A 15,465-nucleotide genomic window follows, 5' to 3' on the forward strand; every position below is an offset into this window, starting at 1 on the left:
ATGAACAAATTAATTTTATATACCTATATATTACTTGGATGCTTATTTGTATCGTGTAACGACTCGATAGACGAAAGCGTAAATGAAAGAACTAGTTTTAATGCCGATTTGTATTTTGAAACTTATGGATTCCAAACGGCAAAAACGACGACTTTAGTTAATGAATTTAGATATATTCTGAAAATAAAAAATAAAGATTCGGAAGCTCTACACGTAACTTTAAAAATTGACGAACAGGTTTTAAATGAGTACAATAGTTTTCATAAAACAGATTATAAAATGCTGCCTGCAGCTTATTATAATCTAACGGAATCACTAGATCTTAATGCAGTAGAAACTAGTGTACCTATTGTTTTGAATATTAAAAAAATTGTAGATGAGTTGGGTTTAGAAGCTTCTTTAAATTATGTTATTCCTATAAAACTAAAATCAAACAATGTGGAGACTGTCAATAGCGATGTTGGTAGTCAGGCTTTAGTACATGTAGCTATATCAATGCCTACAATTGTTTTTGATGAAAATGTATTAAATCTTGCCATTGACGATACGGTAGCTAAACCAGTCGTACAAATTTCTGCTAAATATGATTTTGATAATTTGGATGTTTCTAAAGTAACTATTCAAGCTAATATGGATAAAGTAGCAACTTATAATGCTGCTAATAATACAAATTATTTGAATTTGCCTCTAGGTAGTTATAGCTATCAATCGATAGTAGTTGACGAAAGCAAGCATCAATTAACAATAAATTATCTAATTAATCCAAAACTAATAGATATAGATCCTGCTGGTTCTTATATGCTACCTATAGATTTCTCTTCGAGTGAATATGATTTTGCGCCGGATTCAATAATTTATTTAGACATTAAATTTAATCCTACAAAACCAGTATATGAAGGAGTCTTTGATTTAGTAACAAATCAACCTCCCACTAATGATTATTCAGCTTATCCTGTTGATATAGATTTAGCTAATGCTGCCACTCTTTTAAAAACTACCGAAGCTGAACTGAGAGATAATATTACTCTTTGGGGGATAAAGACAGATGGAATTAATTTCGTAAAAGAGTATACCGCCGATGCTCCTGGTTTTTGGTTTAATAAAGATAAAAATCCAGATTTTTATAGTGATAAAGGTTTGCTCTACGTAAATTATAGTATTGATGAAGGTAAATTTTATGTAGGTCAATTTCCAGAAGCAGCAACATCTGGTGGCAACTATACAGTATCATTAGTGTTAGTATATAATGGATTGATGGTGAAATATAATATTACGTTAAACACAAATTAATTTTTCATTAATAATTTAAAAAATAGGGGTAATCAATTTCAGTATTGGTTATTCCTATTTAATTTTTTAAGTACATGACAAAACTATATTTCACTGAAATTTAGTAAAATAAAACTAACAAATACGAGTCTGAAATAGCATCAAGCTAATCAAAAATAAATATTTTGAATGGTACTTACCTGATCCTTCAATTCAAGTTTGTGGGTAAGTTTTTAATAAAGTAATTATGCAAAGAAAATTGGAGTTTAAAATAGGATTATTTGCAAGTATATTGGTGTTTCAATTGCTATTATCTTGTAATAGCAATAAAGAAGTAGTGGCTCATCATACAGTGAGAATGGATTATTCCGTTTCGATGGAAGAACCGGAGTCACATTATCTGGATATCAGTTTAGCATGTGAGGGGGTAACTACTAGTCAAACCAATTTTATACTTCCGGTGTGGTCTCCAGGGTATTATTTGATTTTAGATAATCCAAAGCATATTTTAGATTTTGATGTAATTGATGCCGAAGGGCATAAATTGGCTTGGCATAAAAAATCTAAAAATTGTTGGGTAGTCGAAAATGGAAATCAGAAGAAGTTTACGATTAGCTATCGTTTTTTTGCTAATCGAAAATCGGTTGCCGAGTCCCATATCGACAGTGAAAAAGCATTTATCATGCCTAACAATCTCTTTATGCATATCGAAAACCAGATAAATAATCCCGTGCAAGTCACTTTTGACCCTTATAAAAAATGGAATAAAATTTCAACGGGATTGCAAAGAATAAAAGAAGGGGCTAATACTTTTTGGGCCAATAATTTTGACATATTGTATGATAGTCCGGTATATATTGGCAATCAACTGACGATTGATTTTCAACATGAAGGCAAATCATATGGTTTAGCCATCGCTACTCCACAGGGTTTACAGGAAGCGAAGTTTGTGGCTGACTTAAAAAAAATTATTGGCACAACAACTTCTATAATGCAAAATGTCCCATATGATTATTATAGTTTCATAATGATGGAAGCCGGCGGTGGAGGTTTAGAACATTGGAACTCTCAAGCGGTTTTTACCAATGGGTCATTTGATTTTAAATCAAAAGAAGATTATACTGATTTTTTAAGTTTTATTACCCATGAATATTTCCATTTATACAATGTTAAAGCAATAAGACCAATTGCATTAGGACCTTTTGATTATAGCAAAGAAAATTATACAGATATGCTTTGGGTTTCCGAAGGATTGACTGTCTATTATGAATATATAATAATGATGAAAGCTGGTTTACTGGATGGGCAGGGAGCTTTGAATTATTTGACTGAGTCAATAAAAGGTTATGAAAACAGTGAGGGGCATAAGCACATGTCTCTTTCGCAGTCAAGTTTTGATATTTGGTTAAATTTTTTCAATAATGACAGCAATGCAAAACAAACAACGATTTCCTATTATGAGAAAGGACCCGTTATTGGTTTTCTTTTAGATTTGGAAATCAGAAATGCTACTATGAATCAAAAATCTCTGGATGATGTAATGCGATTTTTGTACAATCAATATTATTTTAAAGAAAATAGGGGATTTACGAATTCCGAATTTTGGTCAGCTTGCGAAAAAATTTCTGGGAAACCGATGGATGAAATCAAAGAATATGTTTATACGGTAAAAGAAATTGATTACCGGAGATATTTAGACATCGCAGCACTTCAAATTGATTTAAATCCTATTAATTCGGATATAGAAAAGGATAAACTGATTAAAAGAAATTATAAACTATCCGAAAAACAAAAAGGTAATAAATTGCAATTAGAGATTAGAAAGTCCATTTTTAATTTTTAAAAAAAAGGGGTCAGAATTTTGAGCGGTAGATGGAAGGCGAAACCCCTTTTAGCTCTTTGAATTTTCTGTTGAAATTTGCAATATCCTGAAAGCCACAAAGTTCCGAAATTGTAGATATCGATAAGTCCTTTTTAGTATGCAAAATTTTACAAGCATTTTCTATTCTTATTTCAATTAAAAACTGAAAAAAAGTTTTGTTGGTGCGCTTTTTAAAATAGCGACAAAATGCATTTTTACTCATATTAGCTTTCTCAGCAACCTCTTCTAAAGTAATATTCTGGTGGTAAAACTCGATTGCATATTCAAAAACGGCACTCATTCGTCTTCCTTCGTCATCAGTATATTTCTTTTTATAAACAAAAGAGGAAAGTGGTGTTTTTTTAGAAGATATAATGATATTTATAATTTTTAAGAAAGAGGCAATTCGTTGTATTTTATTTTGTTTCTTTAGTTTATTAAAATGGTGAGTAATCTTTTTATGGTTGGATAAAACTTTCATACCGTACTCTGATTCTTTAAAAAAATCATCAACACTACTCATGTCGTTGAGACTAAAAAAATCTTTTCCAAAAGAAGTTTTTGTAAAAAATAATGTCAACATTATTGATTCGGGACTAGCTTTCACATTGCTTCTAAAAACATGAGGTACGTTTTCGCCAATCACTAAAATATCTTCTTCTTTGTAATCGTTTATCGAGTCTCCAACTATCAATGTTCCAGAGCCTTTTAAAATATAACTGATCTGAATTTCTTCATGTTGATGCAGCTGATCATAAAAGACACTTTCAATATCTTCCTGATATATAAGTGCTTCTCTTTCTGTTTTTGGTATTTTAAAAGGTAAGATTTTCAATGGGATATTTTTTGGTTATGTAAATATTATCAAAAAAATCAGATTATGCAATATATTTGGTAATATAGTATTGATAATGGCTAATAATGACAAAGACACCCCCTTGTATAAGTTTTATTTTTGTTAAAAAATAATAAATATGATGAAGATAAACTGGGAAGGCGTTATGCCGGCGGTAACTACAAAATTTACCAAAGAAGGTCAACTGGATCTAGAAATGTTCGAGAAAAATATTAAAGCACAAATTGAGGCTGGTGTTAATGGAATTATACTTGGGGGAACTCTTGGTGAGGCTAGTACATTAACTAAAGCTGAAAAAGAAGTTTTAATTAATACTACCTTAAAAATAGTTGAAGGAAAAATTCCGGTTATTGTAAATATTGCTGAACAAACTACCAGCGAGGCAATTACTCTGGCAAAACGCGCCGAGGAATTAGGTGTAAATGGTTTAATGTTATTACCTCCAATGAGGTATAAAGCTACTGATCACGAAACCGTTGTCTATTTTAAAGAAATTGCAAAAAGTACTTCATTGCCTATTATGATTTATAATAATCCTGTCGATTATAAAATTGAGGTAACACTTGACATGTTTGAAGAACTTTTAAAATTAGAGAATATTCAGGCTGTAAAAGAATCGACCAGAGATATTAGTAATGTAACGAGAATAAAAAATCGTTTTGGTAATCGATTAAAAGTACTTTGCGGTGTCGATACACTGGCGTTAGAAAGTTTAGTGGCTGGTGCCGATGGTTGGGTTGCAGGTTTAGTAGTGGCGTATCCAGAAGAAACGGTTGCTATTTATAAACTGGTAAAAGCAGAAAAAATCCAAGAAGCTTTAAGTATTTACAGATGGTTTATGCCTTTGTTGGAATTGGATATTTCTCCGCAATTGGTGCAAAATATTAAATTGGCAGAAGTCGCTACAGGACTTGGAACAGAAAACGTAAGAGCTCCTAGGCTTCCTTTGCAAGGGACCGAAAGGGAGCGTGTTTTGGCAATCATTGATTTTGCAATGAAAAACAGACCGGTTTTACCAGCCTATAAAAGCCTATAACTTAATAACAAAAGAAAGGTATGACTACAGGGAAAAATTATATTGGAGACGTGCTTTCCGCAAAAGGTAAAACGACATACAAAACAGTAAATCCAGAACAAAATTCGGAGAATGAAACTATTTTTTATGAAGCTACCGAAGGTGAGATTGCTCAGGCTGTAGTATTAGCTGATCAGGCTTTTAAAACATACGGAACGATTGAGGATGCAAAAAAAGCCGATTTTCTGGATGCAATTGCAGAGGAAATAGAAGCTCTGGGCGAAAATTTAGTAGTCACCTATGTTCAGGAATCTGGTCTTCCTACTGGTAGAGCCAATGGAGAACGTTCCAGAACAACAGGACAATTAAGAGCATTTTCAACCATGCTGAGAGAAGGCTCTTGGGTAGAAGCGATCATTAATAAAACAGAAGGAAAGCCAGATATCCGAAGAATGCAGATCCCAATTGGACCCGTAGTGGTTTTTGGAGCCAGTAATTTTCCGCTTGCCTTTTCTACCGCTGGTGGAGATACGGCAAGTGCATTGGCTGCTGGTTGCCCTGTAGTGGTAAAATCGCATCCTCTTCATGCGGGGACAGGAGAATTGGTTGCTTCGGCTATTATAAAAGCAGCCAAAAGAACCGGAATGCCAAACGGAGTTTTTTCTAATATTAACAGTAGTGGTATAGCAGTTGGAACGGCCTTGGTTGAGCATCCGTTAGTTAAAGCAGTTGGTTTTACAGGAAGTATTAAAGGAGGTACTGCACTTTGTAAAATTGCGGCCAACAGATCCATTCCAATTCCTGTTTATGCTGAGATGGGAAGTATTAATCCAGTAGTAGTATTACCATCTGCCTTAAAAGCAGATTGTGAAGATTGGGCCAAAAAATATGCCGCGTCAATTGTTGCGGGGACAGGTCAGTTTTGTACAAATCCTGGACTTATTTTAGGAATAAATAGCACCGAACTCGATAATTTTATTACTATTTTAGCTTTAGAGATCGATAGGTTAGAGCCAACTTGCATGTTGCACCCTACTATTAAACTTCAATATGAAAATCTTAAATCCGAAGTTCTTGGACAAAAGGGATATACGCAACAAACAAGTTTAGATAAAGAAGTGAAACCAAATTATGGATTGCAAAATGTAATATCAGTGGATGGTACTACATTCGTAGAAAATAAAACATTTCATAAAGAAGTTTTCGGACCTTTCTCGGTTGTCGTTAAATGTGATGATATTCAGCAACTCAATACAATTCTTCAAAATTTAGAAGGACAGTTAACGGGTACAGTTTTAAATTCAGAATTAAATGAACTCGAACAATACAAAGAAGTAATCGAAAATCTTAAAAATAAAGTAGGACGATTAGTTTATAATAATGTTCCCACTGGAGTTGAGGTTTGTTCTGGAATGACACACGGAGGACCTTTTCCGGCAAGTTCTGATAGTAAGTTTACTTCAGTAGGGTTAACAGCAGTAAAAAGATGGGTTCGCCCGGTAACTTTTCAGGATTGGCCAGATAAATTGCTACCAAATGCGTTACAGGATAAAAACCCTTTAGAGATTAATAGAACTGTAAATGATATAATAACAAAGAACCCAATATAATTTATGCCAAGAAAAACATTTTTTTGTGTGGATGCACATACTTGCGGAAATCCAGTGAGAGTAGTAGCCGGTGGGGGTCCTAATCTGGTTGGAAACAACATGAGCGAAAAGCGACAACACTTTTTAAAAGAATTTGATTGGATTCGTAAAGGACTAATGTTCGAACCACGAGGTCATGACATGATGAGTGGTAGTATTCTTTATCCGCCGACTAATCCGGAAAATGATTTTGGGATCTTATTTATCGAAACTTCAGGATGTTTGCCTATGTGTGGCCATGGAACGATTGGAACCATTACTATTGCTATCGAAGAAGGATTGGTTATTCCTAAAATTCCTGGAAAAATTAAAATGGAAGCGCCTGCAGGTTTGGTTCAGATTGAGTACCAGCAAACAGGTAAAAAAGTTGACTGGGTACGTTTGACAAATGTGAAATCGTATCTGGCTGCAGAAGACCTTACTGTTGATTGTCCAGAATTAGGTGAAATCATTTTTGATGTAGCATACGGAGGAAATTATTATGCAATTGTAGATCCACAAAAGAATTTTTCAGGCATTCAGGACTTTACGGCAGGTAAAATTGTACAATACAGTCAGGAAGTTCGCAAACGAATCAATGAAAAATATCCAAATCTTTTTATTCATCCTGAAAATGATACGATTCGTGATGTAAGTCATATGCTTTGGACCGGAGATCCTATCGACCCTACTTCTTCGGGGAGAAATGCTGTTTTTTATGGTGATAAAGCTATAGACCGTTCTCCATGCGGAACAGGAACTTCGGCTAGATTAGCGCAGCTTTATGCTAAAGGAAAACTAAAAAAAGGGGAAGATTATATTCACGAAAGTTTTATCGGCAGTAAGTTTATCGGCAGAGTTGAAGAAGAAACTTCTATTGGAAATATTAAAGCTATTATACCAAGTATTCAAGGCTGGGCAAAAGTATATGGTTACAATAACATCATCATTGATGAAGACGATGATCCATATGCATTCGGTTTTCAAGTGATTTAAAAAAATGATAATAGAAAGAAATTCATTGGTTTGTAGAATACGCTCTTGCCAATGAATTTTTTAAATTTAGAACATATGAAAAAAGTTAGTATAATTGGTGGAGGAATAATCGGATTATGTTCAGCATATTATTTAGCCAAAGAAGGTTATGAAGTAATTGTTTTTGATAAATCAGATATGAATGACGGCTGTTCTTATGGCAATGCGGGAATGATTGTACCATCTCACATTATTCCCTTGGCACAACCGGGTATGATAGCCCAGGGAATAAAATGGATGTTTGACAGCCACAGTCCATTTTATGTAAAACCCAGATTAAGTATGGATTTAATAAAATGGGGATTACAATTTTATAAGCATGCTACTATACAACACGTAGAAAAAGCAATGCCGGCACTTTGTGATTTATCTCTTTTGAGTAAAGAGCTGTATCAGGATTTTGCGAAAGAAAACAATTCTTTTTTTTATGAAGAAAAAGGCCTTTTAATGCTTTACAAAACAGATAAAATGGCCGAAGAAATTCATCATGAAGGAAAACTGGCGCAAGAATTAGGATTGGAAGTCGATTTTCTTTCTAAAAAAGAAATTCCAAAATTAGAAACAGGTACAAGTACAAATGTGATAGGTGGAGTGCATTATAAAAGTGATGCTCATGTTTATCCTCAAAAATTTATGCAGTTTATAAAAGGAGAACTAAGCAGATTAAATGTAACAATTCATCACCATACATTGGTAAAAGATTTTGTTCTGAAAAATAATGTTATTTCTGAAATCATTACTGATAAAGGTATTTTTGCAACTGATGAGGTTGTTTTAGCATCAGGATCCTGGAGTCCGGATATAGCCAAAAAATTAAATATCAATATTTCTATTTTACCTGGAAAAGGTTATAGTTTTACGTTAAACGACCAAAGTCATAAACCTTCGATTCCAACTATTTTATGTGAAGGTAAAGTAGCTGTAACACCCATGAATAATGACATCCGTTTTGGTGGTACAATGGAAATTACTCATACAAATGATACTAAAATTAATCAGAACAGAATTCAGGGAATTGTAAATTCAATCAATGACTTTTATCCGGACCTAAAAATTAGTAGGCCAAAAGAGGAAGAAACCTGGTTTGGATTTAGACCGTGTACACCTTCGGGAATGCCAATAATTGCTAGAGATAAAAAGATTAAAAATCTGATCTTAGTTACAGGACATGCTATGATGGGATTAAGTCTGGCTCCGGGGACCGGGAAAATAGTTTCTGAGATTATCTCGGGAAAGCCAACTTCTGTTAATACAGAAATGTTTCAATTATAAGTCGATGAAATCTAAATAGATGCCTTTCATTGATTTGGTGAAATAGAGTTTTTCAACAGGAATAGAAAACAACCTCTCCAGTCGTACTCCAATGGGGTGATGTCCAGTACTGGAGGTAATGTAATAGCTTTTACTAAAACAAGAACTTTTTTATTTATTGTGAATTGATTAGGTTGAAAAGTTTGGGGGAAATATAACAGTATGTTTTTTCTTGACAAAAGTGTTTTGTGCAGTAAAATAAATAAATTTTATAAATAGATAATAGCATGAAAAAGTATCTTTTGATTTTTTTGCTTTTTGCCCATACTCTTTTTGCGCAGAGTTTCATTGATATAAATAGTCTCAATTGGTTGCCCAATTCGCATTCTTTTTGGGTAAATGAGCAGGATAATATTTTGGTTTATGATATGGAAGCACTCAATGAAAAGAAAGTTGTTTTAAGTAGAGAACAGCTCAAAACATCAGGATTTGTAGGAACTGTCGAAAAATTAATTTGGAATTCTACCCAAAATAAAGTTTTGATTTATACCAATTCAAAAAAAGTATGGCGTGCCAATACCAAAGGGGATTATTGGTTTTTTGATCTTACTACTGGAAAAGGGAAGCAAATAGGAAAGGGATTGGACGCTTCTTCGCTAATGTTTGCCAAGTTTTCGAATGACAACAAAAATGTGGCTTATGTTTTTAATCATAATATTTATCTGGAAAATTTAGAATCGGGGAGCATTAGTCCATTAACAAAAGATGGTACAGCCAAAATAATAAACGGGACTTTTGACTGGGTTTATGAGGAAGAGTTAAATGCGCGTGACGGTTTCAGATGGAGTCCTGATGGCAAAAGTATTGCATTTTGGCGAGTGGATGCAACGGACACGAAGTATCATTTGATGATTAACAATACCGATTCGCTATATCCCTTTACTGTGCCTGTGGAATATCCCAAGGCGGGTGAAAAACCATCTTCGGTAAAATTAGGGGTTATTAGTATTATTACTAAACAGATCAATTGGATTAAAATTCTTGGTGAAGCCAACAATAATTACCTCCCAAGAATGGAATGGTTAACCAATAGCGAATTAATGGCAGTGCAACTCAACAGGAACCAAAACCAAGTTAATCTTTATAAATGTGAAACAACTACGGGCAAAGCAACTAAGATTTATCAAGAAAATTCCAGTACCTGGATTGATGTTTTTGATAGTTCTTCGGGTGAATATGATGTTTTTCCATGCAAATTCGTAGACAATGGTAAAGCATTTCTTTGGAGCTCGGATGCCGATGGCTGGATGCATATCTATAAAATTGCGATCGACGGAAAGACAAAGGAGTTGATTACGAAAGAAAATTTTGACGCTTATTTTTTAGCGTATAATGAAGCTTCAAAAAATATCTATTTTTCAGCCAGTCCTACTGATGCCACGCAAAGGTATTTGTATGAAACGAGTCTGGATACCAAAATAACAAAACGGAATACCCCAGCCCAATTTGAAGGAACAAACAGCTACCGATTTTCGACAGATGGGACTTTTGCCAAACATACTAATTCCAATATCAATCGCAATCCAAATTCCCGTTTGATTTCTTTGTCAAATCACGAGAGGATTTTTCCTAAAGAGGAGGATTTGTTTTCAATTCCAAAAAGAGATTATACGTTAGAAAAATTCAAGATAAAAACAATTGATACTGTAGATTTAGACGGTATAATAGCCAAGCCACTTGACTTTGATCCGAACAAAAAATATCCATTATTTTTTTACGTTTATGGGGAACCAATGTCTTCGGTAGCTAATGATGTTCCTTATTTTAATTCTTTCATTGCAGCTTTAATACCGAAAGGATATATAGGGATTGCCTTGGATAATCGTGGTACGCCTGTGATGAAAGGTAGAGAATGGCGTAAATCCATTTATAAAAATATCGGAATAATTAATACACATGACCAAGCCATGGCTGCTAAAGAAATATTGAAGTGGAAATTCATAGACTCCGATCGGGTAGCGGTACACGGTTGGAGCGGTGGAGGAGCAGTCACATTAAATCTAATGTTTCAGTATCCGGATATTTATAAAACAGGAATAGCGATAGCTGCAGTAACCGATCAGCATTTTTACGATAATATTTATACAGAACGTTATATGGGCTTACCTACAGAAAATGAAGCCGCTTATGTACAAGCTTCGCCTATTACACATGCCAAAAATCTAAAAGGTCATCTTTTGTATATTCACGGAACGGGGGATGATAACGTCCATTATAAAAATGCGGAAGTTCTTATAGATGAGCTGATAAAACATAATAAAATGTTTGACTTGATGATTTATCCCAACCGAACCCACAGTATCAATGAGGGTGATGGAACGAGCCAACATTTAGCAAATATCTTTATGAAATTCATACAAGAACATAGTCCTCCGGGGGCTAAATAATTTTGAATTTAGAGCGATTAATTCTAAAGAGCGCTTTTTTTATTTTAGAGATAGTTCCGTTGCTATTATTTTTTTTGAATTAAATAAACCAAAACAACCACAATGGAAGATAATAACAAAGAAGAATTTAAAAAAGAACTGGGGCTTCTCGACGGAACTATGCTAGTTGTAGGTTCAATGATCGGTTCGGGGATATTTATTGTAAGCGCAGATATTGCTCGTCAAGTTGGATCAGCAGGCTGGCTTATACTAATATGGCTTATTTCGGGAATAATTACTATGATTGCTGCTGTGAGTTACGGCGAGCTGAGTGCCATGTTTCCTAAAGCTGGTGGTCAATATGTGTATCTTAAAGAAGCTTATAATAAACTTATTGCTTTTTTGTACGGCTGGAGTTTTTTTGCAGTTATTCAAACTGGGACTATTGCTGCCGTTGGTGTAGCGTTCTCAAAATTTACAGCGTATTTAATTCCAGCTGTGAGCGATGAGAATATTATTTATGAAATCGGGAGTTTCAAACTTAATGTGGCACAAATTGTTTCGATCGTTACCATAATTTTTCTAACGTATTTAAATACCAGAGGTGTCAAAAGCAGCAAAATCTTGCAAACCATTCTTACTATTATTAAAATAGTGTCCATTATCGGACTAATCATTTTTGGATTTATTCTTGCAGCTAAAGCTGCTATTTGGAATGCAAATTGGGTAGATACCTGGAGCCCAAAAACGTTAGACACAGACAGCGGTTCTTGGCTCCCAATTGGAGGGACAGCTTTGATTTCTGGAATTTCGGCTGCAATGGTGGGGACTTTATTTTCCAGTGATTCTTGGACTGGAGTAACTTTTATTGCGGGCGAAATAAAAAATCCAAAAAGAAATGTTGGGTTGAGTATGTTTCTGGGTACATTGATTGTTACTGTTATTTACGTACTGGCTAATATCATGTATGTTGCAGTGGTACCGTTCAATGAAATTGCAACGGCAAAATCCGATAGAGTGGCAGTAGTTGCCTCGCAGTATATTTTTGGCGACATAGGCACCTTAATTATTGCACTTATGATTATGATTTCGACATTTGCGTGTAATAACGGATTGATTATGGCCGGTGCAAGAGTATATTATACGATGGCAAAAGATGGTTTGTTCTTTAAAAAAGCTGCCAGACTTAATAATGCAAGTGTTCCTGCTTGGGCACTTTGGGCGCAATGTCTTTGGGCTTCAGTCTTATGTCTAACTGGGAAATATGGAGATTTACTGGATTTTGTTATCATCATTGTACTTATTTTTTATATCCTTACGATCTATGGTATTTTTATTCTTCGTAAAAAAAGGCCTGAGGTAGAGCGACCATACAAAGCTTTTGGTTATCCTTATTTGCCATTGTTGTATATGATAATCGCTTCGGCTATTTGTGTATCATTATTATTTACCAAATTTTCTACTTGTGGTTGGGGTGTTTTTATAATGCTAATAGGGATCCCAATTTATTATTTGATAAAAGAAAAACAATAATCTTTATTTAATTTGGTCTCTAGTTCTGAGTTGTTTTAATAGGATCTTAAAAGTGGAATAAAATTTAAGAAAATAGCAGTTGTATATTGGTAGATTCTATATCTATTCTCATTCTGAATGCTATGAAACAGAGTATAACTACTTACTATTGAGGGACGAATAAAGAGCTCAGCACTATCTTTAGTATCCAAAAATGAGATGATTGTATTAATTTATTGGTATTTAATGACGGAATTTTTCTTGCAATTACTCTTAATGGGTAATATAATATTAGTTTTAGATAATATCGGCCAATAAGCATTAGTAAATTATATATATTTTTATTAATATTTTAATTATGGGGACAACTAGTAAAAAAATAAGTGTAATTTTAACACTTTCATACTGTTTAATGGGCTATGCCCAAGGCACTTTAGAAAATTATAGAAAGGCAAATGCCATAGATTCATTATTCAAGAATAAGGTGATTAATTCTCCTAAAGAATTTCATTGGATAGGAAATGACTATTTATGGTACATCAACAATCGCAAGAAAGGGAAAGAATACCTTTTGGTAGATTCCAAGCAGCAAAAGCAATCATTGGCTTTTGATCATAATCGATTGGCATTATCTCTTTCGAAAATTTTAGGAAAAGAAATACTTTCAAATGAACTGCCTATAGACAATTTGGAATTTGATAAAGAGGGATCTGTATTAATATTTACAACTGATACCCTTAAAATTTCTTGTGATTTGCGGACTTATCAATTGAGCGAGATAAAGGGCGGTTATAAAAAAACGATAAAGAAGGAGGACTATTGGGGAGGAAATTTTGATGAACTGGGAAATAAATCAGTTGGTTCTCCAGATTCTTTACATATAGCATTTATAAAGAACTATAATCTTTATATAAAAAATTCAAAAACGAAGGAAGAAATTCAGTTGAGTTATGATGGATCCAAAGGATTTTATTATTCGTCCTATATGCAATGGTCTCCGGACAGTCATAAAATTATGGCTTATAAGGTTAAACCAGGAGAGGAACATAAAATATATTTTGTAGAATCTAGCCCAAAGGATCAGTTTCAACCCAAACTACAAACCCGTGATTATTTAAAACCAGGAGATCAATTGCCGTTCAAAAGTCCGCAATTATTTACTATAGCTTCAAAAAAGCAAATTCCTGTTGCGGCTGATTTATTTCAGGAACAATATGATGTTTCAGAAATAAAATGGAAAGATGACAGCAGTGCTTTTACTTTTGAATACAATCAACGAGGACATCAGTTATATAGAGTTTTAGAGGTAAATGCTACTAGTGGAAAAGTAAAGGTTTTGATAGAGGAAAGCAGCCCGACATTTGTTGAATACAGTGGAAAAAGATACCGATATGATGCCAAAAAAAGTAAGGAAATTATCTGGGCTTCGGAGCGTGATGGATGGAATCATTTGTATTTATACGATGCTATTACTGGAAAAGTAAAAAATCAGATTACAAAAGGAAACTGGCCTATAAGAGAAGTAATCAAGGTTGATGAAGAAAAAAAGCAAATTTATTTTACGGCCAGTGGATTAGATTCTGATCAGGATCCTTATTTGTTGCAGTATTGCAGCGTAGATTTTAATGGAAAGAATTTTAAACGATTTACTACAGAAAATGGAAATCATAAAGTGACTTTTTCACCCGATTATAAATATTATGTAGATCAATATTCTAGAGTTGACATGCCACCTATAACGGTTTTAAAAAGTGTAGCTACTCAAAAAACAATTGTCCCATTACAACAGGCAGATATTTCTGAATTGCAGCAAACAGGATGGATTGCCCCAGAAGTTTTTACAGCCAAAGGGAGAGACGGAAAAACAGATATCTGGGGTGTTATCGTTCGTCCCACGGCCTTTGATCCAAATCGCAGCTACCCAATCATAGAATATATTTATGCAGGACCACAAGATTCGTTTGTCCCTAAAAATTTTCAACCATACTACTGGGCAATGTCATCTTTGGCAGAATTAGGATTTATAGTAGTGCAAATTGATGGTATGGGGACTTCAAATCGCTCCAAAGCTTTTCAGGATGTATGCTGGAAAAATTTAAAAGACGGTGGTTTTCCGGATAGAAAACTTTGGATGAAAGCCGCTGCTGCTAAATATAAGTATATGAATATTGATAAAGTAGGCATTCACGGCACATCCGCAGGGGGACAAAATGCCGGAGCAGCATTGGTTTTCAATTCTGATTTTTATGATGTTGCAGTTGCTTCTTGTGGTTGTCATGACAATCGTATGGATAAAATGTGGTGGAATGAACAATGGATGGGATACCCGATTGGATTAGAATATGAGGCTTGTTCAAATGTTGCTAATGCAGCACAAATGAAAGGGAATCTAATGTTAATCGTAGGGGAATTAGATGACAATGTGGATCCGGCTTCTACCATGCAATTTGCAAATGCCCTGATAAAAGCCAATAAAAATTTCGAATTAGTAACGGTTCCCGGAATGGGACATTCTGCCGGAGGAGATTTTGGGGAGCGTAAACGCAGAGATTATTTTGTGCAGCATTTATTAGGAGTTATACCGCCAACTTGGGATGAAATTTATAATTAGA

General features: G+C 34.2%; 10 protein-coding genes. 9 read left to right on the forward strand and 1 reads right to left on the reverse strand.

Translation table 11 applies throughout. From position 1 onward, the window contains the following. A complete protein-coding gene (locus ACNQGN_RS12355; protein WP_417988139.1) occupies positions 1 to 1,290 on the forward strand; it encodes a BT_3987 domain-containing protein in 1,290 nt (429 codons plus the stop codon). 226 nt (positions 1,291 to 1,516) lie between these two features. Continuing rightward, a complete protein-coding gene (locus ACNQGN_RS12360) occupies positions 1,517 to 3,112 on the forward strand; it encodes a M61 family metallopeptidase (protein WP_417988140.1) in 1,596 nt (531 codons plus the stop codon). 10 nt (positions 3,113 to 3,122) lie between these two features. Here ACNQGN_RS12360 and ACNQGN_RS12365 read toward each other — a convergent pair whose 3' ends face one another. Continuing rightward, positions 3,123 to 3,965 carry an AraC family transcriptional regulator gene (locus ACNQGN_RS12365; protein ID WP_417988141.1) on the reverse strand — a complete coding sequence of 281 codons (843 nt, stop codon included), beginning with the start codon at positions 3,963 to 3,965 and terminating at the stop codon, positions 3,123 to 3,125. A 142-nt stretch (positions 3,966 to 4,107) separates the two neighbouring features. Here ACNQGN_RS12365 and ACNQGN_RS12370 point away from each other — a divergent pair, with 142 nt between their 5' ends. The 7 genes from ACNQGN_RS12370 (at position 4,108) to ACNQGN_RS12400 (ending at position 15,464) form a co-directional block, all read left to right on the forward strand. Next, positions 4,108 to 5,022 (forward strand): dihydrodipicolinate synthase family protein, encoded by a 915-nt coding sequence (locus tag ACNQGN_RS12370; RefSeq protein ID WP_417988160.1) that lies wholly within the window; start codon positions 4,108 to 4,110, stop codon positions 5,020 to 5,022. Positions 5,023 to 5,042: 20 nt separating this feature from the next. Beyond that, positions 5,043 to 6,611 (forward strand): aldehyde dehydrogenase (NADP(+)), encoded by a 1,569-nt coding sequence (locus tag ACNQGN_RS12375; protein WP_417988142.1) that lies wholly within the window; start codon positions 5,043 to 5,045, stop codon positions 6,609 to 6,611. Positions 6,612 to 6,614: 3 nt separating this feature from the next. Further along, positions 6,615 to 7,625, forward strand: coding sequence for a 4-hydroxyproline epimerase (locus ACNQGN_RS12380; protein ID WP_417988143.1), 1,011 nt, complete (start codon positions 6,615 to 6,617; stop codon positions 7,623 to 7,625). Positions 7,626 to 7,700: 75 nt separating this feature from the next. Then, positions 7,701 to 8,936 (forward strand): NAD(P)/FAD-dependent oxidoreductase, encoded by a 1,236-nt coding sequence (locus tag ACNQGN_RS12385; protein WP_417988144.1) that lies wholly within the window; start codon positions 7,701 to 7,703, stop codon positions 8,934 to 8,936. A gap of 266 nt (positions 8,937 to 9,202) precedes the next feature. Further along, positions 9,203 to 11,362, forward strand: coding sequence for a S9 family peptidase (locus ACNQGN_RS12390; RefSeq protein WP_417988145.1), 2,160 nt, complete (start codon positions 9,203 to 9,205; stop codon positions 11,360 to 11,362). Positions 11,363 to 11,464: 102 nt separating this feature from the next. Continuing rightward, positions 11,465 to 12,874, forward strand: coding sequence for an APC family permease (locus ACNQGN_RS12395; RefSeq protein WP_417988146.1), 1,410 nt, complete (start codon positions 11,465 to 11,467; stop codon positions 12,872 to 12,874). Positions 12,875 to 13,211: 337 nt separating this feature from the next. Further along, complete coding sequence (locus tag ACNQGN_RS12400) at positions 13,212 to 15,464, forward strand: S9 family peptidase (protein WP_417988147.1); 2,253 nt, start codon at positions 13,212 to 13,214, stop codon at positions 15,462 to 15,464. The last annotated feature ends 1 nt before the right edge of the window (position 15,465 follow it).

This window comes from Flavobacterium rhamnosi (assembly GCF_048286515.1).
Classification (GTDB): Bacteria; Bacteroidota; Bacteroidia; order Flavobacteriales; family Flavobacteriaceae; genus Flavobacterium.